The 22,116-nt window shown below is 62.8% G+C and carries 17 protein-coding genes, 1 tRNA gene and 2 rRNA genes (1 of these 20 cut by a window edge); 8 read left to right on the top strand and 12 right to left on the bottom strand.

Annotated elements, in window-relative coordinates; all coding sequences use genetic code 11:
• Positions 1 to 58: 58 nt before the first annotated feature.
• Positions 59 to 1,507 carry a catalase gene (locus Aeroheme_RS19045; RefSeq protein ID WP_411166380.1) on the top strand — a complete coding sequence of 483 codons (1,449 nt, stop codon included), beginning with the start codon at positions 59 to 61 and terminating at the stop codon, positions 1,505 to 1,507.
• Positions 1,508 to 1,975: 468 nt separating this feature from the next.
• On the opposite strand, the gene Aeroheme_RS19050 is transcribed toward Aeroheme_RS19045, so the two are convergent.
• Positions 1,976 to 2,293 (bottom strand): YnjH family protein, encoded by a 318-nt coding sequence (locus Aeroheme_RS19050; protein WP_411166381.1) that lies wholly within the window; start codon positions 2,291 to 2,293, stop codon positions 1,976 to 1,978.
• Positions 2,294 to 2,516: 223 nt separating this feature from the next.
• Between Aeroheme_RS19050 and Aeroheme_RS19055 the strand changes: the two genes are divergently transcribed.
• Entirely contained in the window at positions 2,517 to 3,761 is a 1,245-nt protein-coding gene (locus Aeroheme_RS19055; RefSeq protein WP_411166382.1) for a hypothetical protein, read from the top strand.
• Positions 3,762 to 3,838: 77 nt separating this feature from the next.
• Here Aeroheme_RS19055 and Aeroheme_RS19060 read toward each other — a convergent pair whose 3' ends face one another.
• On the bottom strand, positions 3,839 to 4,216 hold the full coding sequence (locus tag Aeroheme_RS19060; protein WP_139746057.1) for a hypothetical protein: 378 nt from the start codon (positions 4,214 to 4,216) through the stop codon (positions 3,839 to 3,841).
• 195 nt (positions 4,217 to 4,411) lie between these two features.
• Here Aeroheme_RS19060 and Aeroheme_RS19065 point away from each other — a divergent pair, with 195 nt between their 5' ends.
• From Aeroheme_RS19065 to Aeroheme_RS19075, 3 genes are all read left to right on the top strand, one after another.
• Positions 4,412 to 5,791, top strand: coding sequence for a bifunctional NUDIX hydrolase/phosphatase PAP2 family protein (locus tag Aeroheme_RS19065; RefSeq protein WP_411167266.1), 1,380 nt, complete (start codon positions 4,412 to 4,414; stop codon positions 5,789 to 5,791).
• Between the two features lie 10 nt (positions 5,792 to 5,801).
• Entirely contained in the window at positions 5,802 to 6,890 is a 1,089-nt protein-coding gene (ydiK, locus tag Aeroheme_RS19070) for an AI-2E family transporter YdiK (RefSeq protein ID WP_163149396.1), read from the top strand.
• A gap of 203 nt (positions 6,891 to 7,093) precedes the next feature.
• Positions 7,094 to 7,798, top strand: coding sequence for an SDR family oxidoreductase (locus Aeroheme_RS19075; protein ID WP_411166383.1), 705 nt, complete (start codon positions 7,094 to 7,096; stop codon positions 7,796 to 7,798).
• Between the two features lie 90 nt (positions 7,799 to 7,888).
• Here Aeroheme_RS19075 and Aeroheme_RS19080 read toward each other — a convergent pair whose 3' ends face one another.
• The 3 genes from Aeroheme_RS19080 to Aeroheme_RS19090 are packed head-to-tail and all read right to left on the bottom strand — an operon-like array spanning position 7,889 to position 11,236.
• On the bottom strand, positions 7,889 to 9,010 hold the full coding sequence (locus Aeroheme_RS19080; RefSeq protein ID WP_411166384.1) for an agmatine/peptidylarginine deiminase: 1,122 nt from the start codon (positions 9,008 to 9,010) through the stop codon (positions 7,889 to 7,891).
• A gap of 18 nt (positions 9,011 to 9,028) precedes the next feature.
• Positions 9,029 to 10,141, bottom strand: a complete 1,113-nt coding sequence (locus Aeroheme_RS19085) for an extracellular solute-binding protein (protein WP_262112390.1) — start codon at positions 10,139 to 10,141, stop codon at positions 9,029 to 9,031.
• A gap of 42 nt (positions 10,142 to 10,183) precedes the next feature.
• Positions 10,184 to 11,236 carry an agmatine/peptidylarginine deiminase gene (locus Aeroheme_RS19090; RefSeq protein ID WP_171275275.1) on the bottom strand — a complete coding sequence of 351 codons (1,053 nt, stop codon included), beginning with the start codon at positions 11,234 to 11,236 and terminating at the stop codon, positions 10,184 to 10,186.
• Between the two features lie 115 nt (positions 11,237 to 11,351).
• On the opposite strand from Aeroheme_RS19090, the gene Aeroheme_RS19095 reads away from it, so the two are divergent.
• Both Aeroheme_RS19095 and dhaR read left to right on the top strand, forming a co-directional pair.
• Positions 11,352 to 12,251, top strand: coding sequence for a LysR family transcriptional regulator (locus Aeroheme_RS19095; protein ID WP_411166385.1), 900 nt, complete (start codon positions 11,352 to 11,354; stop codon positions 12,249 to 12,251).
• A gap of 241 nt (positions 12,252 to 12,492) precedes the next feature.
• Positions 12,493 to 14,394, top strand: coding sequence for a dihydroxyacetone kinase operon transcriptional regulator DhaR (gene dhaR / locus Aeroheme_RS19100; protein ID WP_411166386.1), 1,902 nt, complete (start codon positions 12,493 to 12,495; stop codon positions 14,392 to 14,394).
• A 79-nt stretch (positions 14,395 to 14,473) separates the two neighbouring features.
• Here dhaR and dhaM read toward each other — a convergent pair whose 3' ends face one another.
• The 4 genes from dhaM to Aeroheme_RS19120 all read right to left on the bottom strand — a co-directional run bounded on the left by dhaM (position 14,474) and on the right by Aeroheme_RS19120 (position 18,495).
• On the bottom strand, positions 14,474 to 15,190 hold the full coding sequence (gene dhaM / locus Aeroheme_RS19105) for a dihydroxyacetone kinase phosphoryl donor subunit DhaM (RefSeq protein ID WP_411166387.1): 717 nt from the start codon (positions 15,188 to 15,190) through the stop codon (positions 14,474 to 14,476).
• Position 15,191: 1 nt separating this feature from the next.
• Positions 15,192 to 15,821: a dihydroxyacetone kinase subunit DhaL gene (gene dhaL / locus Aeroheme_RS19110; protein WP_106885576.1), complete on the bottom strand. Its 630-nt coding sequence runs from the start codon at positions 15,819 to 15,821 to the stop codon at positions 15,192 to 15,194.
• Between the two features lie 15 nt (positions 15,822 to 15,836).
• Positions 15,837 to 16,907 (bottom strand): dihydroxyacetone kinase subunit DhaK, encoded by a 1,071-nt coding sequence (gene dhaK, locus Aeroheme_RS19115; protein ID WP_163149379.1) that lies wholly within the window; start codon positions 16,905 to 16,907, stop codon positions 15,837 to 15,839.
• 229 nt (positions 16,908 to 17,136) lie between these two features.
• On the bottom strand, positions 17,137 to 18,495 hold the full coding sequence (locus Aeroheme_RS19120) for an NCS2 family permease (protein WP_025328604.1): 1,359 nt from the start codon (positions 18,493 to 18,495) through the stop codon (positions 17,137 to 17,139).
• A 201-nt stretch (positions 18,496 to 18,696) separates the two neighbouring features.
• On the opposite strand from Aeroheme_RS19120, the gene Aeroheme_RS19125 reads away from it, so the two are divergent.
• Complete coding sequence (locus tag Aeroheme_RS19125) at positions 18,697 to 19,029, top strand: cupin domain-containing protein (RefSeq protein WP_411166388.1); 333 nt, start codon at positions 18,697 to 18,699, stop codon at positions 19,027 to 19,029.
• 306 nt (positions 19,030 to 19,335) lie between these two features.
• Here the strand turns inward: Aeroheme_RS19125 and Aeroheme_RS19130 are convergent.
• The 3 genes from Aeroheme_RS19130 to Aeroheme_RS19140 form a co-directional block, all read right to left on the bottom strand.
• Positions 19,336 to 19,412 (bottom strand) — tRNA-Asp (locus Aeroheme_RS19130).
• Between the two features lie 97 nt (positions 19,413 to 19,509).
• A 5S ribosomal RNA gene (gene rrf, locus Aeroheme_RS19135) occupies positions 19,510 to 19,624 on the bottom strand.
• A 126-nt stretch (positions 19,625 to 19,750) separates the two neighbouring features.
• Positions 19,751 to 22,116 (bottom strand): 23S ribosomal RNA (locus Aeroheme_RS19140) (it continues 524 nt past the right edge of the window).

The raw sequence follows: 22,116 nt of genomic DNA on the forward strand, positions 1-22,116 counted from the left end.
TTGGCCCCGCTCGCGCCCCTTGCCGTATCGTGCCCCCATCATCACAAGGAGATGCCCCATGACTGACAAGACCCTGCACAGCGCCAACGGTGCCCCCGTCGTCGACAACAACAACAGCCTGACCGCCGGCCCCCGTGGCCCCGTGCTGATGCAAGACATCTGGTTGATGGAAAAACTGGCCCACTTCGATCGGGAACGGATCCCGGAGCGGGTGGTGCACGCCAAGGGCTCGGGCGCCTACGGCACCTTTACCCTGACCCACGACATCAGCCAGTTCAGCAAGGCCGACCTGTTCAACACAATCGGCAAGCAGACCCCTGTCTTCCTGCGCTTCTCCACAGTGGCTGGTGAGAAGGGGGCCGCCGATGCCGAGCGCGACGTGCGCGGCTTCGCCCTGAAGTTCTACACCGAGCAGGGCAACTGGGATCTGGTGGGCAACAACACCCCGGTGTTCTTCATTCGCGATCCCCTGAAATTCCCGGACTTCATCCACACCCAGAAGCGGGATCCCCGCACCAACCTGCGCAGCGCCACCGCCGCCTGGGACTTCTGGTCACGCCACCCGGAATCCCTGCACCAGATCACCACCCTGTTCAGCGATCGCGGCATCCCCAAGAGCCTGCGGGAGATGAACGGCTACGGCAGCCACACCTTCAGCTTCATCAACGACGCGAATGAGCGCTTCTGGGTCAAGTTCCACTTCAAGACCGAGCAGGGCCACAGCTTCTACACAGATGAAGAGGCGGCCAATGTCGTCGGGCAGGATCGGGAGAGCAGTCAGGCGGATCTGTTCAACGCCATCGAGCGGGGCGACTTCCCGCGCTGGAAGGTCTATGTGCAGGTGATGCCGGAGGCCGAGGCCCAAAGCTACGAGATCCACCCCTTCGATCTCACCAAGGTATGGCCGCACAAGGATTACCCGCTGATCCCGGTCGGGGTGCTCGAGCTCAACCAGAACCCGGACAACTACTTCGCCCACGTGGAGCAGGCGGCCTTCACCCCGGCCAACGTGGTGCCCGGTATTGGCTTCTCGCCGGACCGCATGCTGCAAGGGCGGCTCTTCTCCTACGGTGACACCCAGCGCTATCGTCTCGGCGTCAACCACGGCCTGCTGCCGGTCAACGCCCCGCGCTGCCCCTTCCACCACGGCGCCCATCGTGACGGTGCCATGCGCTCCGACAGCAATGGCGGCGCCAGCCCCAACTACCAGCCGAACCGCTTCGGCACCCAGCAACCGAGCGAGCAGCACGAACCGGCCCTGAGTCTGGAAGGGGCCGCCCTGCACTACGACTTCCGTGACCATGACAGCGACTACTACAGCCAGCCGGGGGATCTGTTCCGCATCATGGACGAGGGGCAGCGTGCTCGCCTCGCCGCCAACCTGGCGCGCTCTCTCATCCATGTGGAGGATGACGCCATAGTCGCGGCCCAGCTCAAGCACTTCGAGCAGGCCGATCCCGAATACGCCAAGCGGGTCGAGCTGGCACTGGCCGCCTTGCAGCGCTAAGCCGCAGATCTGAAAAAGCAAAACGGGGGCCTGATGGCCCCCGTTGTCATGATGCTGACGCGGATAAACGCAAAACGGAGCCCGAGGCTCCGTTTTTCAATGCAGTATCAATCCCGGACGCAGCGCCCTCGCGCTCTTCCCGCTCCCTTGCCAACAAGCGTTTGTATCACCAGCTCACTAGGGCAACGACCTTGTGCATTGGAAGAGCGGCACCATTATTCACCCGTGGTGATGAATAAGAAACGGAGCCCGAGGCTCCGTTTTTCAATGCAGTATCAATCCCGAACGGAACGCGCTTCGCGCTCTTCCCGCTCCCTTGCCAACAAGCGTTTGTACCACCAGCTACTGCGACGACGTTGTGCATTGGAAGAGCGACGAGCCATTTCTTAGGTTCCAGCCAAGAGAAGAAAGGAGCTGCATTATGCGACAGGGATCACGGCCGTGTCTGTAGCTGGATCAAGAAAAGGCTCACTGACCCACCCTGATCGTCTCCCTGTTGACCACCCCTTCATCGACCGGCTCGTAGATGGCGGGTTCGCGCCAGGCCAGGGGCCCGTTGCTCTCCTGCTCGTTTTGCGGGCCGCACTCCAGCCAGAGATCCCCCTGCTGGATGCGAGATCCGAGGGAATATTTCTGATCCTGATACCAGCAGACCCGCTCGGGCAGTGAGCCCAGGGGCAACACCAGATCCGTGCCCACCGAGTGGCTGAGGGTGTTCGACGCCGGGGCCGCCTGGACGGGGAGCAGGCCGCCGAGGGCAAACAGACAAAACGCGGTTCGGATCATGAGTGACACCTGTGACAACGAGAGAGTAATCCCCTAAAGCGACCACCAGCGTCGCCGACTTGACCAATAAGTGTCGGCTCATCTGGCATTCCGGAAGCAATATGATAGCCTGCCAGCGCCCGCCGCTCCCCATGTGTGAAGAGCCGGGCCAGTTCGGGTCATGCTGTTGGGAAAAGACAGCATATAACCTTATTAATCAAATAATTACTTGGATATGTTGTCGATGCGTATCATGCCGTTGCTCAAGGCCGCCTGCCTGAGTCTGATGTTGTCCGCCTGCGTGGCCCCCTTGCTGATGATGAGCCCCACCAGCCAGCTGATGTGGGCCCTGCTCAAACCCCTGGTCGGTTTCGATCCGAACGAGGCCAACCTGTTCGAGCAGCCGCTGATCAAGGACAGGATGACCGCCATGCTGGGGCCCAACTACGACAGCACCATGCAGCTGCTCAAGACGGCCAACGAGTTGCAGCAGGAGGGGCCGCTGTTTTACGTGGTCTCCCGTTACGCCCCTGTGCCGGATGTGGCCAAACAGGCCGGCATGGTGTGGAACGCCGACACCAACCAGCTCTCCGTCATGTTGCAGAAGGGAGACGGCGCGACCCAAGTCTTCGGCGAGAATATGACGGCGGCGACCCCGGCCTGGCCGAGTGCCATGCAGGAGTGGCAGGCCGGCAACCCGACCGCCACCGCCCTCACCGACGCCGGCAAGGTGATGACGGGAACCAGCGGTTCCCTGCTTGGCAATGTGATGGGCAACCTGCAACAGAGCGCGACCCAGGCCCTGGCCGACTCCACCAGCCAGGTGATCGGCAGCGCCACTGCCTCGGCACAGCAACAGGCCAGCAAGGCAATCAGCGATTCAGCCAAACAAGTGGTCGGCAGTGCCACCACCTCGGCACAGCAGCAGGCCAGCAAGGCAATCAGCGATTCAGCCAAACAAGTGGTCGGCAGTGCCACCGCCAAGGCGCCGCAACAAGCCAGCAAGGCCGTGAGTGACTCAGCCACCCAGACGGTGAGCGATGCCACCGATCTTCTGCGACAAGCCAACCAGGCCGTGAGCCGCTCCGCCCAGCAAGCCGTCAGCGATACCGCCACGCAGGCGGCAACCAGTGCGCAGCAACAGGCGGGCAAAGCCGTCAGCGACACCGCCAAGCAGGCCGCAGCCAGCGCGCAGCAACAGGCGAGCAAAGCCGTCAGCGACACCGCCACGCAGGTCGCAGCCAGCGCGCAGCAACAGGCGGGCAAAGCCGTCAGCGACACCGCCAAGCAGGCCTCAGCCAGTACGCAGCAACAGGCGGACAAGGCCGTCAGCGCCGCAGCCAAGACGCAGCAACAGGTGAGCAAGGTGGTAAGCGGAGCGACCGGCACCGTGCAGGCGCAGGCCGACAAGGTGGAAACCCAGGGGATGAAGCAGAGCGATCAGGCCAGAGCGGATGCCGAAGCCGAGCTGGAGAAGCTGCTCAACTAAGAGGGCTAACCCGTTCACCATGCAAACAGGCCATCCTAGGATGGCCTGTCGTTTATCTGCGAATGGGCAGGGGAGCCTTACAGGTGGCGGTCCTGCTCGGTGGGCTTGACCACCTTGTCTTCGCTGTGCTCGATGGCGGTGCGAATGAGGTCAACGCCAGCCCGGATGATCAGCACCCCCATGTTGACCAGCTTGACGCAGACCCACATGAAGGTGATGAGCAGGATCAGCTTGAGCACCGTCTGGAAGGCTTCCAGGAAGTTCTGCTCCAGCTGGCTGGTGAGGCCATTGGCACTGGTCATCAGCCAGGTGTAGACCTCGCGCACGAACGGAATGCGGCTCGGCATCTCCAGCACGTCCAGTGCGGCAGGCAAGGCCTGGAAGATGACGATGCTGCCAAACAGTATCAGGATGACGCCGATGGCAATCCCCAGGAAGAAACCGAACTGTCGCATGAAAGGCCCCAAGATGTGTTGAATGAGAAGAACAATAGCCGCCAATACTAGGGACTGCCCGCGCCGACGGCAATCCTTGCGCCCCAGATTGGGCCGAGACGCCCCCTGCCGGCGCCGGCCATCCACCGGAAGTCATTGCCCAAGTATCTGATTTCTGTGACCCTTGTCCCCATCTATTCCCTTAGTCGCGCCATCATGCTCAGACCCGCTCTTTTACTGCTTCTGCTGCTCGGCTCCCTGTCATCTTCCCTGTTCGCCGCCGAGGCGCCCCCCGGGGCGGCCGCCTGCGTGATCCGCCATCAGCAGGAGCTGTTGCTGGTCCAGGACAGGATCTCCGATCGCTACAGCCTGAGTGGCGGCTACATAGACGGGGGCGAGACGCCCGCCCAGGCGGCCCTGCGGGAGCTGTTCGAGGAAACTGGGCTCCATGGCCGGATCACCGGGGAGCTGGGGCGCTGGCAGCGCGCCACCGTATTCGCCTGCCAGGCACTGACCCCCATCCGGGCCCAGCGCGGCTCGGGTTTTGTCTCCCTGCTTCAGGCCCCCAACCTCGGCGGCGAGATCCTCAATGCCAGGCTGATCGATGCCGCCCGCCTGCCCCATGATCAGCGTCGCTTCCCGACGCAACTCGACTGGATCACTCCCAGGCTGGCCCAGGTCCCCGAGAGCGAGGTGCAGTGGGTGTCGGACTTCAGTCCCGAAGGCAGCGCCCTGCACAGGGCCGAACTGCCGCTGATCCAACGTCTGCAGCAGTGGCTTGGGCCAAACGCAAGCTGGCTCGAGGTCGGCAACCTGCTGGGCTCGGCGGCCTTCCAGCTGGCCCTGCTCCCCTTCTTGCTCCCCCTGCTGGGCTGGCCAAAGCTGCGCAACCTGCTGTTTGCCATGGTGCTGCTCACCCTCTTGGTACAGCTGCTCAAAGAGGGGATAGCCTGGCCCAGGCCCTTCCACCTCGACCCCATGCTAGGGCAGCGGAGCGCCCAGGGCTTTGGCATGCCGAGCGGCCACACCGCCTCGACCCTGCTGTTCTGGGGCCTGCTGCTCGGCGCCCTGCCCACCCTCAAAGCCTGGCAGGGCATGGGGCTGGCCCTGCTGCTGGCGGCCCTGGCCGGGCTGGCCCGCGTCTGGCTCGGCGTGCACTTTATCTCGGACGTGGCGGCCGGCCTGGGTCTCGGTGCTCTGCTGCTGGCGCTGCGCTCCCCCCTGGCGGCACTGGCGCAGCGCCAAGCCCCCTGGGTTCTGCTGTTGCTGGCCAGCGCCCTGGCGGGCTGGCTGACCCAATCCAGCGCCCTGGCAGGGCTCGCCATGTTCACCCTGGGGCTGGTATCGGGTAATCTGCTACAACTCGAACGACACCCAGCTCCCGCCCTCCATGCCACACTGCTGGCCCTGGCGGGCGGCCTGCTCATCGCAGGGGCGCTGTTTGTGCTCCCTCTGCTGACCGACAGCTCGCTGCTGATCCTGGCGGGAAAAGGGTTACTCTATGGCTGCCTGGGGTTCTGGCTGAGTGCCGCGCTCTGGTGGCTGCTGTCTTTTATCAATACTGGCGCCGGATCCCGACGCCCCACCCCTCGTTAAAGGGAATGCAATGCATATGAAAAAAGTGGATTTGGCCAAGATCACCCTGGGCCTGCTGTTTCTCAGCCTGCTCATCATCTCGTGCTTCATGGTGCTGCGCCCCTTCCTGCCCGCCCTGGTCTGGGCCACCATGATCACCATAGCCACCTGGCCGCTGATGCAGATGGCCCAGCGCCTGCTGTGGGGCAAGCGCGCCCTGGCGGCCCTGCTGATGAGCTGCATCCTGCTGCTGATGTTCGTCATCCCCCTGTTCATGGCGCTGGCCAACGTGGCGGAGAAGGCCCCCATGCTGATCGAGCTGGGCACCCGCATCAGCCACTCCCCGCCCCCCGCGCTGCTCTGGCTGCAACAGGTGCCTCTGGTCGGCGACAAGCTGTTTGAGTTCTGGCAGCAGATACTGGCGAGCGGCGGCCAGGTGCTGTTCACCAAGCTGGCCCCCTATTTCGGCCAGACAGCCCGCTGGCTCGCCTCCCAGGCGGGCAACCTCGGCCTGCTGTTCGTCCACTTCCTGCTGACGGTGGCCATCTGCGGCCTGCTCTATCACTCGGGGGAGAAGGCCGCCGACGGCATTCGCCGCTTCGCCCACCGCCTGGCGGGCCAGCGTGGTGACAACGCCGTCGTGCTCGCCTCCCAGGCCATCCGCGCCGTCGCCATGGGGGTGGTGGTGACCGCCCTGGTACAATCCTCGGTGGCCGGGATAGGTCTGCTGATTGCCGGCATTCCCTACGTCATGATCCTGGTGGTGCTGATGTTCCTGCTGATCGTCGCCCAGATAGGCCCCTTCCCGGTGCTGCTGGCCAGCGTGGGTTACCTCTACTGGAGCGGGGATACCACCTGGGGCACCTTCCTGCTGGTCTGGTCCCTGCTGGCGGGTACCATGGACAACTTCCTGCGCCCCTTCCTCATCAAGCGCGGGGCCGATCTGCCGCTGATCCTGATCTTGGTCGGCGTCATCGGCGGCCTGCTGGCGCTAGGCATCATAGGGCTCTTTATAGGCCCAGTGGTGCTGGCGGTGGGCTACACCCTGCTGGATGCCTGGATAAAAGAGGGGGAGCAAACGCCCGTCCTGGAGGCGCCCGCGTCGCCCCCGGCGGAGTGACCCGCCAGCAAGAGAAGCAAGACGCCGCCCACTGGGCGGCGTCTTTTTTTTGCACAGCCTGGGCCCGGTCGCGGCTCACATAGAACCAAAGTTCGAATCGTCTCGCCAAAACACGAACCAGGGTTCGAATCCGCCCCCTCCCTCCCCTAGGCTCCCCGGGCCCCTGCCGCCACAATGCCTGCTCCATTGGAGGAGGAGACAAGATGAACGAACTGAGAGCAAAACGGGCCCTGATCAGCGGTGGGGCCAGCGGCATAGGGCTGGCCATCGCCGAGGCCCTGGCCAGCCAGGGGGTGGAGCTGATCCTGGCTTCCCGCCGCCTGGGGCTGCTGGAGCAGGAAGCGGCCAGACTGGAGGCGACATACGGCGTCAGGGTGATGGCGCTGGCGCTGGATGTGTGCGACGGCGACCAGGTGCGCACCCGCCACGCCGAGGCTCGGGAGCGGCTAGGCCCCATCGATCTGCTCATCAACAACAGCGGGGTCGGCAGCGACCACCTGGTGCAGGATCTGCCGGAGTCGGAGTGGGACAGAGTCATGGACACCTGCGCCAAGGGCACCTTCCTGCTGACCCAGGCCTGCCTGCCGGACATGCTGGCGAGCCGCCATGGCACCGTCATCAACATCGCCTCCCAGGCCGCCAGACACGGCTATGCCAGGGCCAGCGTCTACTGCGCCGCCAAATTTGCCGTCCTGGGGTTCGCCAAGGCACTGCGGGAGGATGTGCAGCATCAGGGCATCCGGGTTCATACCCTCTGCCCCGGACTGGTCCAGGTGCCGCCCCCGTCCTGCCCGGGGGATCGCAAGCCCGGCTGGTTGCAGGTGGAGGATCTGGCCGAGGCTGTGCTCTACACCCTGCGCCAACCCGCCCACGTTCAGCTCGACGAAATTGGCATGACGGGGATCTGAGCGAGACGCCATAGAACGGCAACAAGGACATGGGGCGCCGAGGCGCCCCTTGTCTTAGGTCACACCGGCAGAAGCGGCCAGCGCGGGATATCAGGCCGGTTGATGCAGGGTGATGCAATGAATGCCGCCGCCCCCCGCCGCCACCGGGTCTATGTTGACCGCCACCACCTTGCGCCCCGGGTAGAGGCGGGCCAGCAGATCCTGGCAATAGCGGTCGGCCGCCTTGTCGCCGAACTCGGGGACTATGACGGCCCCGTTGATCGGCAGGTAGTTGATGTAACCGGCGGCAAAGTCCGGGCTACGGCTGAATTTATTGTCCCGCCCACCCAGGGGAGGCGGCAGCTGATGCAGTTCCAGCTTGTTGCCATCGGCGTCCGTCGCCTGCTGCAAGATGGCCAGATGCTGGCGGGTCACCTTGTAGTCATAAGAATCGGGGTCGTTGTCCATGTTGATCACCACCACCCCGGGGCGCACGAAGCGGGCGTAGAAGTCGACGTGGGCATCGGTGATGTCACGACCCTTGATGCCCGGCAGCCAGATGATTTTGCGCAGTCCCAGGTTGACCTTGAGCTCCGCCTCCACTTGCGCCTTGGTGAGGCCCGGATTGCGGTTGCCGTTGAGCCAGCAGCTCTCGGTCAGGATGGCGGTGCCCTTGCCATCCACCTCTATGCCCCCGCCTTCGCCAGTCAGCCGGCTCTGCAGATAATGGGCATCTGCCTGGGTGCTGACCCACTCGGCCACACCCCCATCCTGTTCGTGCTCCTGCTTGTCCCCCCAGCCGTTGAAGTTGAAGTCCACCAGCCCCAGCTCCCCCTCGCCATTGCGAACGAAGACGCCGCCGGTATCCCGCAGCCAGATGTCATCCAGCTCGGCGTGGATGAAGCGGGTGCTCCCCTTGCCACAGAGCTGGCGGGCCAGCGCCTCTTCTTCTTCGCGGCAGAGCACGTTCACCTCGGTATGGGGCGCCATGGCCTGCACCAGCCGTCCTATGGTGGCCTGCACCTCCTGGTAGTTGCGGCCCCAGATGTCACGGCTGGCACCGAAGGCGACCCAGACCCTGGCCTGGGGCCCGGCCTCGTCCGGCATATGGTAGCGGCCGACGGCCCTCGCCTTGGCCTCCGGGGTGGCGGCCTGAGCCCGCGGCAGGGCGCTCAGTCCAGCCAGCGCCCCCATGGCGACCAGCTGTTTCAATACTTGGCGTCGGGATGACATCTCTTTTACTCCTTGGATTCAGAAACTGCTCTTGAAGCGGGTCCAGGCTCGCATGCGGGCACGCATCTGGGATTGTGCAAGATCCTGGCCCGGGATGAGGCGTCCGTAGCTGGCCTCATCCAGATAGATATCCGGGTTGGCTGTCATGGTGGCATCCACCATGGATCTCGCCTTGGCACTGGCGGTGGGATAGCCGGTGCTGTTGGTGATGGCGGCCATGTTGGCCGGGCGCATCACGAAATTGATGAAGGCGTAGGCATAGTCAGGATGGGGGGCATCCACCGGGATCGCCATGGTATCCATCCAGATAGTGCTCCCCTCCTTCGGCAGCCGGTATTCAAAGTCGCTGCGCTTGCCCGCCTCGGCGGCGGCGCGCCTGGCTTGCGTCATGTCGCCGCTGTAACCCAGCGACAGGCAGAGGTCGCCGTTGACCAGCTGGGTCACCGGCTGGGACTGGAACTTGCGGATATGGGGCTTGATCCCCTTGAGCAGCGCCAGCGCGGCATCCAGATCCTCGGCCTTGCCGCTGTGGGGATCCCGCCCCAGATAGTGCAGCACCACAGCCAGCACCTCATCGGGGGAGTCGATGATGGAGATGCCGCAGTCGGCAAATTTTGCCGCCAGTTCGGGCTTGAACAGCAGGTCGAGACTGCCCACCGGGGCATCCGCCATCCGCTGCCGGATCATGGCTGCGTTATAGGTGAGCCCTATGGTGCCCCAGGTGTAGGGCACCACCGCATCCCGTGAATGGGGATAGGCCTGCTGCAGCCGCCGCAAGCCTGGCTCTATGTCCGCCAGGTGCTCTAGCTTGCCCTGATCCAGCGGTTGCAGGCTGCCCGCCCGCATCAGCCGCTCCGCCACCGTATCGCCGGGAAAGATGAGGTCATAACCGCTGCGACCGGCCATCAGCTTGGCCTCCAGGGTCTCGCTGCTGTCCATGACGTCATAGATGACCCGGATCCCTGTCTCTTTGGTAAAGGCGCTGAGGGTATCGGGGGCGAAGTAGTCGGCCCAGTTGTAGAGCCGCAGCACCTTCTCCTCCCCTGTTGCCGCATCGGCCTCCCCGGCCTCGGCCGCAAGGCTCAGCAGCAGGGCCAGACAGCCCATCCACCCGAGTGTCTTCCTGATCATGATGTGGTTACTCCCCTGTGATTGGCCGCCGCCGTGCAACGTTCAGCCCCGCAGCGGCCAGGCGGGCTGCTGCTGGGTGATGCAGTGGATGCCGCCGCCGCCGTGTGCCAGCCGGTTGATCGAGACCGGCACCACAGCCCTTTGCGGGAAGGCACCTTGCAGCACAGCCGCCGCCTCCCGGTCGCTCGCCACCCCGTAGGCGGGCATGATGACGGCGCCGTTGGCGAGGTAGAAGTTGGTGTAGGAGGCGCAGAACACCTCGGCCTCCGTGTCTATGGCCTCGCTCGCGTCGTACAGATCCTGCAGCTCGAAGGCGCGCCCCCTGGCATCCGTGGCCAGCGTCAGGGCGCGGCGGTTCTCCCGCACCACAAGGCCGTAGGTCGAGGTGGCATCCCGGGTGGCATCCACCAGCAGCTGGCCGGGGCGACTGAAGGCGCAGACCCCGTCCACATGGCCGTCCGTCATGTCGCCGGTGACGTGGTCGGGATCCCCCGGCAGCCAGATGGTCTTCTCGATACCGAGCAGGCGACCGAAGATCTGCTCGATCTCGCCCTTGCTGATGCCCGGGTTGCGGTTGCTGTTGAGCAGCACGGACTCAGTGGTGATCAGAGTGCCTTCGCCGTCCACATGGATGGCGCCCCCCTCGTTGGCCAGAAAGCTGCCGATGGTATCGAGTTCGAGGCTGTTGAGGATGCGGCGAGCCAACCCTTCGTCCAGCTGATGGACCGACTTGCCGCCCCAGGCGTTGAAGCGCCAGCTCACCCCGGCGCTGCCCAGTTCGGGGTGGCAGATGAAGGTGGGGCCTGAGTCGCGGCACCAGCTGTCATCCACCGGGAGCGGGACCAGGGTCACCCTGTCGTCACAGAGGGCGCGGGCCTCGGCCAGCGCGGAAGGGTCGACCACCAGCCTGACCGGCTCGAACCGGACAATGGCGTTGACCACCCGGGCGAAGTCCTGCTGCACCTCGGCAAGGGTGACGCCCCAGCCGGATTCCCACAGCGCCTTGTTGTGGGGCCAGACCATCCAGGTCGCGGCGTGCTGGCACCATTCGGCGGGCATAAACCAGCCCTTTGCCACTATTCCCTGTTCCCGCATATTCCCTCTCTGATTAGGTACTATTAAGGTTGCTGACGATGGGAATAGACTATTCCCGCTTGGCATCGCGAACAAACGATCGATTTTCAGTGCAAGTGATAAGTGGAGCTAATCAATGATGTTCAAACACTGGCCCCCGCTCAACGTGCTGCGGGGCTTCGAGGCGGCGGCTCGCCTCGGCAGTTTTCATCAGGCGGCGCAGGAGCTGCACCTCACCCAGTCCGCCATCAGCCAGCAGATCCGCTCCCTGGAGGAGCTGCTCGGCCAGCCGCTGTTTCACCGGCAGGGGCGCTCGGTCGCCCTGACCGATGCGGGACAGGATCTGCTGGAGACCACCCAGAGCGTGCTGCTGCAACTGGCGGTGGGGATCCAGCGCCTCGAGCAGTACCGCAAGCCGAACCAGCTGGTGCTCAACACCAGCACCGCCATCGCCCGCCACTGGCTGCTGCCCCGACTGGGGGCGTTTCATCGCCAGCACCCCGACATCGATCTCTGGCTCTTCACCAGCGACGAAGAGCCCGATCTGGCCGAACAGACCATAGATCTCGCCCTGCGCTGGGATCTCGCGCCGCAGGCCGAGTGTCGCCATCAGCCACTGCTGGCGGACAGGTTGCTGCCGGTGGCCGCGCCTGCCGTGCTGGCTCAACCGGCGGCACAGCGCACTACCCTCCATGGGGAGCGAGAGCTGGACTGGCACCACTGGACGTTGAAAGGGGGGGAGGATCTGCAACTGCAGACCCGGGGGCTCAACTTCTCCGATCCCGGCCTGCTGCTGGAGGCGGCAAGCGCCGGGCTCGGGGTGGCGCTGGTGAGCGAACGGCTCTCCCAACCGGCCAGGGAGCTGGGGCAGTTGCTGCCGCTCTCCGCTTGCAGGGTCAAGGGGCCCCAGTGGAGCCTGCTTATCCACCAGGAGAGCGAAGGGATGCCGGAGTGCCGCGCCTTCTGCCACTGGCTCGGCCAACAGTTTGCCGAGGAGACGACGGGCGGGGATCGAGATGCCATTGTCGCCCTCTGAGGCAGGTCACTGAATCTGGCGAACGGGCATGGTTAAATGGTCGTCCTCTCTCTATGCCGGATATTGCATGTGACCCTGCACCTTCAGCCGCCCCAGCCCTTGCCTGACTATGGGCATGCCCTCTGGCTGCACGCTTGCCGGATAGGACAGTGACAATGCCATCTGACCGTCTGCCACCCCAGCCCTGGCCAGAACATCTATATGCCTTCTGGCTACGCGCTTGCCGGATAGGACAGTGACAATGCCATCTGACCGTCTGCCACCTCAGCCCTGGCCTGACTATCTTCAGGCCTCCTGGCTGCGCTGCGCCCATCAGACCAGCGCCACCCTCTGGCACCCGCCCCACAGTGCCAAGGGGCAGACCTTGCAGAGCCTGCGCCAGCGCAAGCGGGACTTGCTCACCACAGGCGAGATGGCCCTCGAGGATCTCTACGAATTCATGGAAGGGCGTCCCTGCGCCCTGCTGCTCACCGACGAGAGCGGCTGCCTACTGGCCCGCACCGGCCACCCTGACACCCTGCGCGAGCTGGCAGCGCTGGGGTTTGGCCCCGGCGCTTTTTTTAGCGAGGGGCGCATCGGCACCAATGCCATCAATCTGGCGGCGCTGGAGGGAGTGCCGCTCTGCATCAGCGGCCCCCAGCATTTCAACCAGACCCTGCATCCCTGGCACAGCTGCGCCAGCCCGGTCTACAACAGCAACGGCCGTCAGGTCGCCATCATGGCCCTGGTCTGCAAGGTGGAAGATGCAACGGTCGGGGATCTGGCGCTCACCGTCAGCGCCGGTCGCGAGCTGGCCCATCTGCTGCAGATGGAGACCCTGATGCAGGAGTCCCAGCACCATCTGAGCGAGCTTTACGCCCTGCTCGACGGCATGGATGACGGCGTGCTGGCCTGGGATCCGCAAGGCAGGCTGCGCTACCTCAACGCGCTGGCGGCCAACCGACTGCGGCTCGATCCGGCGATCTGTCTCGGTCAGCCCCTGGAGCAGCACCTGCTGCTGCCCCAGCGGTTGCAGCTGGCCATCAAGGGGCAGACGCCACTGAGTCATGTGGAGGTGACCCTGGAGCGGCTCGGGGTGCATTCCGGGGAGTTCATCAATGCCCTGATAAGCCTCAAGCCGCTGCCGGGGCCGGAGGGAGTCAGCTTTATCGCCCTGCTGCACCCGGTCGACCGGCTGCGGGCCATCCACCAGCTGCGCCAGACGGTACCCGAGCTGTCGGCGCTGGTGGGGGAATCGAGCGCCATGCGCAAGCTGCTGCGCTACGCCCGGCAGGCGGCCCAGAGTCAGGGGCCAATCCTGCTGCGCGGCGAAGAGGAGGTAGGCAAGGCCCAGCTGGCGGAGGCCATCCACTTTGGCAGCGAACGGGCAGGCGGGCCCCTCATTACCCTCAACTGTCAGGCGCTGCCGAGCGAGCGGATGGCGCTGGAGCTGATGGGCTCCGACGAGGTGGGGCAGGAGCGGGCGGGCAAGTTCGAGCTGGCCCACGGCGGCACGCTAGTGCTGGAGCAGGTGGAGTGCCTCTCTGCTCCCATGCAGGCGGCGCTGCTGCAATTGCTCAAGACAGGCCGCATCCAGCGCTTCGACTCGGCCCGCGTGCTGCCGCTCAAGGTGCGGATCATAGCGACCAGTAGCGCCCCGCTGGAGCAGCGGGTGCAGGAGGGGCAGTTCGGCCGCCAGCTGCTCTATGCCTTGCAAGCTTGCGAGCTCTGGCTGCCGGGGCTACGGGAGCGCACTGCCGATCTGCCCGGCCTTATCAGTCAGCAGCTAGGGGCGCAGGGGCGCGAGCCGGTACGCCAGTTCAGCCCGGCGGCCCTCGACTGTCTGCTCGCCTACCCCTGGCCCGGCAATCTGGGAGAGCTGCGCAGCGCCGTCGAGCATGCGCTACTCCACGCCAGTCAGGGGCAGATCCCGCCGGAGGCGCTGCCCGCCGCCATTCGTCACGGCCATCAGCTAGTGGCGGACGAGGTGGTGGGGCAGCCGCTGCTCACCCTGGCGGAGTTGGAGCGCCAAGCCATCTTGCGCAGCGCCCACGCCTGCAAGGGACAGGTCAGCCTGATGGCCCGGCAACTGGGCATCAGCCGCACCACCCTCTGGCGGCGGCTCAAGCTCATCGGTCTGGGTCCCGCCGACTATCACGGATAACTGTCACGCACAGAAACGCCCTTGCAGAAAAAACGACAAGGCCCCGCACTGGCGGGGCCTTGATAAAGCAATATGAGCCTCAGTCGCCGAAACGTTCCGCTGCCAGCTGCTGGAAGCAGCTCAAAGCCGCATCGGCATCCTCCCCACGCGCCAGCAGGGTGAGTCTGTCGCCCTGGCGCACGTTGAGCATGGTGAGCCGGGTCAGGCTGCGGGGGTTGGCCTCTTTATCCCCCTTTTGCAGCTTGAGTTCAGCGGCAAAGGGCTTGAGGGCGGCCACCAGTCGGGCGGCGGGGCGCACATGCAGGCCGTGGGGGTTATCCACCACTACCTCGCAGCGCAGCCAGCCGTCATCGGCAACGGGGGCTGTCTCAGTGGCGGCCTGCACCGGGCGGGCGGGTAGCATCGCCTGTTTCGGGCCCAGCGCGCCGAGCGCTTCGGCGGCCACCTCATCCAGCGTCAGACCGGAACCTGCCGCCACCACGGCGGCCAGGGTGCCCTCGACCAGCGGGGCGGGGCAGAGTCGTACCCTCGCGCTCAGCTCAGGAGGCAGCAGTTCGAGGGCGGTCTCGGCGCTGAGCAGGGCACTGCCCAAGTCCATCAGCACCAGCACACCGCTGCCGTCATCTGCTTCTTCAATCGCACTCATCACCGCGATGGCATCCGTGCCTATGGGGTGGTCGGGGTCATCGACCCCGGCCGCCAGCAGCAATCTGGCCGGGCTGCCGAGCTGGTCGGCCAGTGCTTTCAAGCCGGCCGCCAGCATGGCGCTGTGAGAGACAACGACGATTCCTATCATGTCACAACCTCGCTCTGTCACGCAGGGCGGTCAGCAGCAGCAGGGTCGAGGTGGCCCCGGCATCCTGATGGCCTATGCTGCGCTCGCCGAGATAGCTGGCGCGCCCCTTGCGGGCCTGCATCTGTATGGTGGCCTCGGTACCGGCCGCGGCGGCGGCCACCGCCTTGTCCAGCGCATCGTTGAGGGAGAGATCTTGCTGCTGTGCCTGTTGCAGGGCGGCCAGAGCCGGCCACCAGGCGTCGCACATTGTCTTGTCCCCCGGCTCGGCGCGGCCGCGAGAGACGATCCCCTCGACCCCGTCGCTCAGCATCTTGCCAAGCTGGCTGAGGCTGAGGCTCTGACAGGCGTCGGTACTGGCCGCCGCCCGGATAAAGAAGGTGCCGTAGAGGGGGCCGCTGGCGCCGCCGACCGAGGAGAGTAGGGTCATGCCGGTGGTTTTCAGCACCTGACCTATGTCCTTGTCCGCCACAGCGGGCAGCTTCTCGGCCACCTTGGTGAAGCCGCGCTGCATGTTGAGGCCGTGGTCGCCGTCACCGATGTCGGTATCCAGCGCCGTGAGGTAGTCACGCTGCTCGGCAAAGATGTGCTCGCAGTCGAGCAGCCAGTTGACGATCTGATGTTTGCTTAGCATGAGAATAAAGGCTCCTTAGCAGCCGCGACGCAAGGCTGGGGTGTGAACGGGGGCATCCCACAGGGTCATCAGCTCATCATCCACCTTGAACAAGGTGATGGAGATGCCTGTCATGTCGAGGGAGGTGCAATAGGGGCCAATCAGGTTGCGCACCAGATGGATGCCCGCCTCTTCGCACAGGGTGGCGAGGCGGCCATAGACGCCATAGAGCTCGGAGATGGGGGTGCCACCCAGGCTGTTGACCAGCGCGATGACCCGATCGCCCGCATTCAGCGGCTCGATAAAGGTGTGCTCTTCCTGCCAGCTGCCGGAGGCTCTGTCCCAGTGGCGCAGGGTGCGGCCATAGGGGGTGTTGTCAGCAAGCTCTTCGAACATGTCATCCACCAGGGTATTGAGGTCGGTGAAGGGGCGGCGCGCTATGCCCGGCTCGCCGTGGATGCCCACACCGAACTCCATCTCATTATCCGCTAGGGTGAAGGAGGGCTTGCCCGCGGCAGGGACGGTGCAGGCGTGCATGGCGACACCTATGGTGCGGCTCTGGTTGTTGATGCGGCGAGCCAGCGCTTCGCAGCGGGTCAGGTCATAGCCCGCTTCGGCGGCGGCCCCCACCAGTTTCTCGCACAGCACTGTGGTAGCAACGCCACGGCGACCGGCGGTGTAGAGGCTGTCTTTCACCGCCACGTCGTCATCGATCAGCGAGAAACCGACCTTGACCCCGTCGCCGTGCAGCAGCTCGACTGCGGTCTCGAAGTTGAGCACGTCGCCGGTGTAGTTCTTCACCAGAAACAGCACGCCAGCGCCGCCATCGACGGCCTGACCGCACTCGTACATCTGATCCGGGGTCGGCGAGGTAAAAATCTCGCCGGGGCAGGCGCCATCCAGCATCCCCTTGCCCACCAGACCGCCGTGCATCGGCTCGTGGCCGCTGCCACCGCCGGAGACCAGCGCCACCTTGCCCATCACGGGGGAGTCGGCGCGGGTGATGTAATGGGGTTCGATACGTACCTTGAGCTCGGGGTGGGCAGCAGCCATCCCCATCAGTTGTTCACGGACCACGGCATCGACGGCATTGATCAGCTTCTTCATGGCTCACTCCTTGGCTTGCCACCGCACGGGTAGGCAGATGGTTGATGAAGCCAGTCTAACGGGATAAATCGGGAGAAAAATGACGGCCTGTTCGGTTCGGATTTGAAACAGGAGAAGGGGCATTGGCGTTTCAATCTGAAACGGCACGAGGCAAACGGGCGGGAAACTGTTAACGGCCTCACAGCCATGAAAAAGGGCCCCGCAGGGCCCTTAGCTATCACCGGAAGCCTTAGATGGCCCAGCCACCGGCATAGAAGATCACCAGCGCCACGGCGATGATAACGGTGCCGACGTTGAGTTTCTTCCACTCGGCAGCAAACAGACGACCCACGACCAGCGCCACGAAGCCCAGCATGATGCCGGTGACTATGTTGCAGGTCAGCACTATGAAGACGGCGCACAGCATGCCGGCGAGAGCATCGACCGAATCGCTGAAGTCCAGCTTGGTGACGTTGCCCAGCATCAGCAGACCGACGTACATCAGGGCCGGTGCTGTGGCGTAAGCCGGTACCAGATAGCTCAGCGGGGAGAGGAAGATCATCAGCAGGAAGAGCACGCCAACCAGTGCAGCGGTCAGACCGGTTTTGCCACCGGCTGCGGTACCTGCGGCGGATTCGATGTAGACGGCAGCCGGAGCACCACCCACCACGCCAGCCACCATGCTGCTGACGGAGTCGGCAGTCAGGGCCTTGCCGCCGCTGATGATGTGGCCACGCTCATTGATGAGGCCCGCCTGACCGGCCACGGCACGTATGGTGCCGGTCGCGTCAAACACGGCTGTCATCACCAGCGCCAGCACGGTCGGGATCACCACCGGATTGAGGGCGCCCAGCAGATCCATGCTGCCTACCAGCGAACCTTTCTCGCCGGTCAGGCTCGGCATGGCGAAGAAGCCCTGCCAGGTCACTTTCGGGTCGAAGATAAGGCCGAGAATGGAGATGGCGATGATCACCATCAGGATGCCGCCCGGCACCTTGCGACGCTCCAGACCGAAGATGGCGGCCAGACCCAGCACCGTCATGATGACAGGAAAGGAGGTCACTTCACCCAGCTGAACCGGCAGACCGGCCCCTTCGTTCTTGATCACCATGCCGACGCCGTTGGTGGCGATCAGCAGCAGGAACAGACCTATACCTATGCCGGTGCCGTGGGCGATGCCGGAGGGGAGGTTATCCAGGATCCACTGGCGCACGCCGGTGACGCTGATCAGGGTAAACAGCACACCCATCAGGAAGATGGCGCCCAGCGCGACCGGAATGCTCAGTCCCTGGCCCAGTACCAGACTGAAGGCGGTAAAGGCGGTGAGGGAGATGGCGCAACCTATGGCCATCGGCAGCTTGGCCCAGAGCCCCATCAGCAGGGAGCCGAAGGCGGCGATCAAGCAGGTCGCCACGAAGACGGGGCCCTGCTCAAAACCGGCGGCACCCAGCATGTTCGGCACCACTATGATGCTGTAGACCATGGCCAGGAAGGTGGTCAGTCCGGCCAGCAACTCCTGGCGGACTGTGCTGCCACGCTGGGTGATGGAGAAATAGGAGTCCAGAAACCCGCTATTGCCGGTGCGGGCCGTCATTTCTTGCGTTGCCATAACTCATCCTGAATGTGTGAAGGAAATCGTTTGCGTAATGGCGCGCAAAATAGCAAGAATTTGGCGAGATTGCAGCGGATCAGCCACCATTTTCCCGAACTTTTCCATTTAAAGCCTCATTGGAGGCCTCAATTTCCACATGGGAAGCTCCCCTTCAGCTTCTACACTCTTAGCTAGCCCCCATCAGCCGGAGACAAGCTCATGCACACAGGCAACCTGCTTGGCCAGATCCCCTCCCCCCTACCCAATGAGCTGTTCACCGACTTGGTCAGCACCAATCACTTTCGCATCGAGCGTATCCTCTCCCAGGGACAACAGACCCCCACGGGAGAATGGTTCGATCAGGATGAACACGAGTGGGTAGCAGTGATACAAGGCGAGGCCATTCTGGTCTTCATCACACCGGATACCGGGCTCCAGGAGCGCGTTCACCTTGGACCCGGGGACTACATCAACATCCCGGCGCACCTTCAGCACAGGGTGGAGTGGACTCATCCTACCGAGACCACCGTCTGGCTATGCATCTACTACTAGGGGAGTCTCTTGGCACAATGACAAAGCACAACGAAAGAAGCCCAATCGACAGATTGGGCTTCTTGGACTCAGATGCTGAATATCCAAAAGCAAAAAGGCCTTCCCTTGAGGGAAGGCCTTTCAAATTAGTGGCGGAGCGGACGGGGAGGCGGACACAGTCCGGCTCAAGCACAAGGAACCACAGGCAGGGACCGAGTTGCCAGTGGCAAGTCGCAGCCCTGTCTGTGGTCCCTTGTTTCCTTAATCCCGTTCACGAAAATCCAAAAGCAAAAAGGCCTTCCCAATCGGGAAGGCCTTTCAAATTAGTGGCGGAGCGGACGGGACTCGAACCCGCGACCCCCGGCGTGACAGGCCGGTATTCTAACCGACTGAACTACCGCTCCGCTGTCTGGTTAGCATTTTGCTAAATTGTCTGCCGTTTCAACGAGGTGTCATCCTCTCGGCCAGTCATGCAATATGTGCACAACTGTTTAATTGGGTGCCTGGCAGTGTCCTACTCTCGCATGGCGAATGCCACACTACCATCGGCGCTACCGCGTTTCACTTCTGAGTTCGGCATGGGATCAGGTGGTTCCACGGCGCTATGGCCGCCAGGCAAAAAACTTCAATCTCGGAAAGCTGACGTGAATAACGACTTAGCTAGTTTGCTTTGTCATTATCACTGAATTAGGTAGTAGTTCGTTCACTTGCTACAAGGCCCAGAACACTTCTTGGGTGTTGTATGGTTAAGCCTCACGGGTAATTAGTATGGGTTAGCTCAACACGTCGCCGCGCTTACACACCCCACCTATCAACGTTGTGGTCTCCAACGGCCCTTTAGGACCCTCAAGGGGTCAGGGATGACTCATCTCAGGGCTCGCTTCCCGCTTAGATGCTTTCAGCGGTTATCGATTCCGAACTTAGCTACCGGGCAGTGCCACTGGCGTGACAACCCGAACACCAGAGGTTCGTTCACTCCGGTCCTCTCGTACTAGGAGCAACTCCCTTCAATCATCCAACGCCCACGGCAGATAGGGACCGAACTGTCTCACGACGTTCTGAACCCAGCTCGCGTACCACTTTAAATGGCGAACAGCCATACCCTTGGGACCGACTTCAGCCCCAGGATGTGATGAGCCGACATCGAGGTGCCAAACACCGCCGTCGATATGAACTCTTGGGCGGTATCAGCCTGTTATCCCCGGAGTACCTTTTATCCGTTGAGCGATGGCCCTTCCATTCAGAACCACCGGATCACTATGACCTACTTTCGTACCTGCTCGACCTGTCCGTCTCGCAGTTAAGCTGGCTTATGCCATTGCACTAACCTCCTGATGTCCGACCAGGATTAGCCAACCTTCGTGCTCCTCCGTTACTCTTTGGGAGGAGACCGCCCCAGTCAAACTACCCACCAGGCACTGTCCGCGAGCCCGATTCAGGGCCCTGCGTTAGAACATCAAACATACAAGGGTGGTATTTCAAGGACGGCTCCAGCGCAACTGGCGTCACGCCTTCAAAGCCTCCCACCTATCCTACACATGTAGGTTCAATGTTCAGTGCCAAGCTGTAGTAAAGGTTCACGGGGTCTTTCCGTCTAGCCGCGGGTACACCGCATCTTCACGGCGAATTCGATTTCACTGAGTCTCGGGTGGAGACAGCATGGCCATGGTTACACCATTCGTGCAGGTCGGAACTTACCCGACAAGGAATTTCGCTACCTTAGGACCGTTATAGTTACGGCCGCCGTTTACCGGGGCTTCGATCAAGAGCTTCGCTTGCGCTAACCCCATCAATTAACCTTCCGGCACCGGGCAGGTGTCACACCCTATACGTCCACTTTCGTGTTTGCAGAGTGCTGTGTTTTTGATAAACAGTCCCAGCCATCTGGTCACTGCGACTCCCAACTGCTCCATCCGCAAGGGACTTCACTGTCAAGAGCGAACCTTCTCCCGAAGTTACGGTTCTATTTTGCCTAGTTCCTTCACCCGAGTTCTCTCAAGCGCCTTGGTATTCTCTACCCGACCACCTGTGTCGGTTTGGGGTACGATGACTTGTAATCTGAAGCTTAGAGGCTTTTCCTGGAAGCAGGGCATCAATGGCTTCACCACCGTAGTGGCTTCGTCTCGTGTCTCAGTGTTGTGTCTCCGGATTTGCCTAGAAACACCACCTACGCACTTTCACCAGGACAACCGTCGCCTGGCCCACCTAGCCTTCTCCGTCCCCCCATCGCAATTACAAGTCGTGCAGGAATATTAACCTGCTTCCCATCGATTACGCCTTTCGGCCTCACCTTAGGGGTCGACTCACCCTGCCCCGATTAACGTTGGACAGGAACCCTTGGTCTTCCGGCGAGGAGGCTTTTCACCCCCTTTATCGTTACTTACGTCAGCATTCGCACTTCTGATATCTCCAGCATACCTCTCGATACACCTTCGCAGACTTACAGAACGCTCCCCTACCACTCACACATAAGTGTGAATCCGCGGCTTCGGTGCCTGGTTTGAGCCCCGTTACATCTTCCGCGCAGGCCGACTCGACTAGTGAGCTATTACGCTTTCTTTAAATGATGGCTGCTTCTAAGCCAACATCCTAGCTGTCTGAGCCTTCCCACATCGTTTCCCACTTAACCAGAACTTTGGGACCTTAGCCGGCGGTCTGGGTTGTTTCCCTCTTCACGACGGACGTTAGCACCCGCCGTGTGTCTCCCGGATATTACTTACTGGTATTCGGAGTTTGCATGGAGTTGGTAAGTCGGGATGACCCCCTAGTCCAAACAGTGCTCTACCCCCAGTAGTATTCGTCCGAGGCGCTACCTAAATAGCTTTCGGGGAGAACCAGCTATCTCCGAGTTTGATTGGCCTTTCACCCCCAGCCACAGGTCATCCCCTAACTTTGCAACGTTAGTGGGTTCGGTCCTCCAGTTGATGTTACTCAACCTTCAACCTGCCCATGGCTAGATCACCCGGTTTCGGGTCTACACCTTGCAACTAGACGCCCAGTTAAGACTCGGTTTCCCTACGGCTCCCCTATACGGTTAACCTCGCTACAAAATGTAAGTCGCTGACCCATTATACAAAAGGTACGCAGTCACCCCGAAGGGCTCCCACT

The organism is Aeromonas sp. DSM 116730 (genome assembly GCF_046581335.1).
In the GTDB taxonomy this organism is placed as follows: domain Bacteria; phylum Pseudomonadota; class Gammaproteobacteria; order Enterobacterales; family Aeromonadaceae; genus Aeromonas; species Aeromonas rivipollensis.

What these genes read in the sequence shown, in the direction of transcription:
- dhaM (WP_411166387.1), bottom strand. Translation starts at nt 15,190, where the DNA reads ATGATAGGAATCGTCGTTGTCTCTCACAGCGCCATGCTGGCGGCCGGC.
- Aeroheme_RS19095 (WP_411166385.1), top strand. Translation starts at nt 11,352, where the DNA reads ATGATGTTCAAACACTGGCCCCCGCTCAACGTGCTGCGGGGCTTCGAG.
- Aeroheme_RS19065 (WP_411167266.1), top strand. Translation starts at nt 4,412, where the DNA reads ATGCTCAGACCCGCTCTTTTACTGCTTCTGCTGCTCGGCTCCCTGTCA.
- Aeroheme_RS19055 (WP_411166382.1), top strand. Translation starts at nt 2,517, where the DNA reads ATGCGTATCATGCCGTTGCTCAAGGCCGCCTGCCTGAGTCTGATGTTG.
- Aeroheme_RS19060 (WP_139746057.1), bottom strand. Translation starts at nt 4,216, where the DNA reads ATGCGACAGTTCGGTTTCTTCCTGGGGATTGCCATCGGCGTCATCCTG.
- Aeroheme_RS19080 (WP_411166384.1), bottom strand. Translation starts at nt 9,010, where the DNA reads ATGTCATCCCGACGCCAAGTATTGAAACAGCTGGTCGCCATGGGGGCG.
- Aeroheme_RS19090 (WP_171275275.1), bottom strand. Translation starts at nt 11,236, where the DNA reads ATGCGGGAACAGGGAATAGTGGCAAAGGGCTGGTTTATGCCCGCCGAA.
- dhaL (WP_106885576.1), bottom strand. Translation starts at nt 15,821, where the DNA reads ATGCTAAGCAAACATCAGATCGTCAACTGGCTGCTCGACTGCGAGCAC.
- Aeroheme_RS19085 (WP_262112390.1), bottom strand. Translation starts at nt 10,141, where the DNA reads ATGATCAGGAAGACACTCGGGTGGATGGGCTGTCTGGCCCTGCTGCTG.
- ydiK (WP_163149396.1), top strand. Translation starts at nt 5,802, where the DNA reads ATGCATATGAAAAAAGTGGATTTGGCCAAGATCACCCTGGGCCTGCTG.
- Aeroheme_RS19050 (WP_411166381.1), bottom strand. Translation starts at nt 2,293, where the DNA reads ATGATCCGAACCGCGTTTTGTCTGTTTGCCCTCGGCGGCCTGCTCCCC.
- Aeroheme_RS19075 (WP_411166383.1), top strand. Translation starts at nt 7,094, where the DNA reads ATGAACGAACTGAGAGCAAAACGGGCCCTGATCAGCGGTGGGGCCAGC.
- dhaR (WP_411166386.1), top strand. Translation starts at nt 12,493, where the DNA reads ATGCCATCTGACCGTCTGCCACCTCAGCCCTGGCCTGACTATCTTCAG.
- dhaK (WP_163149379.1), bottom strand. Translation starts at nt 16,907, where the DNA reads ATGAAGAAGCTGATCAATGCCGTCGATGCCGTGGTCCGTGAACAACTG.
- Aeroheme_RS19125 (WP_411166388.1), top strand. Translation starts at nt 18,697, where the DNA reads ATGCACACAGGCAACCTGCTTGGCCAGATCCCCTCCCCCCTACCCAAT.
- Aeroheme_RS19045 (WP_411166380.1), top strand. Translation starts at nt 59, where the DNA reads ATGACTGACAAGACCCTGCACAGCGCCAACGGTGCCCCCGTCGTCGAC.
- Aeroheme_RS19120 (WP_025328604.1), bottom strand. Translation starts at nt 18,495, where the DNA reads ATGGCAACGCAAGAAATGACGGCCCGCACCGGCAATAGCGGGTTTCTG.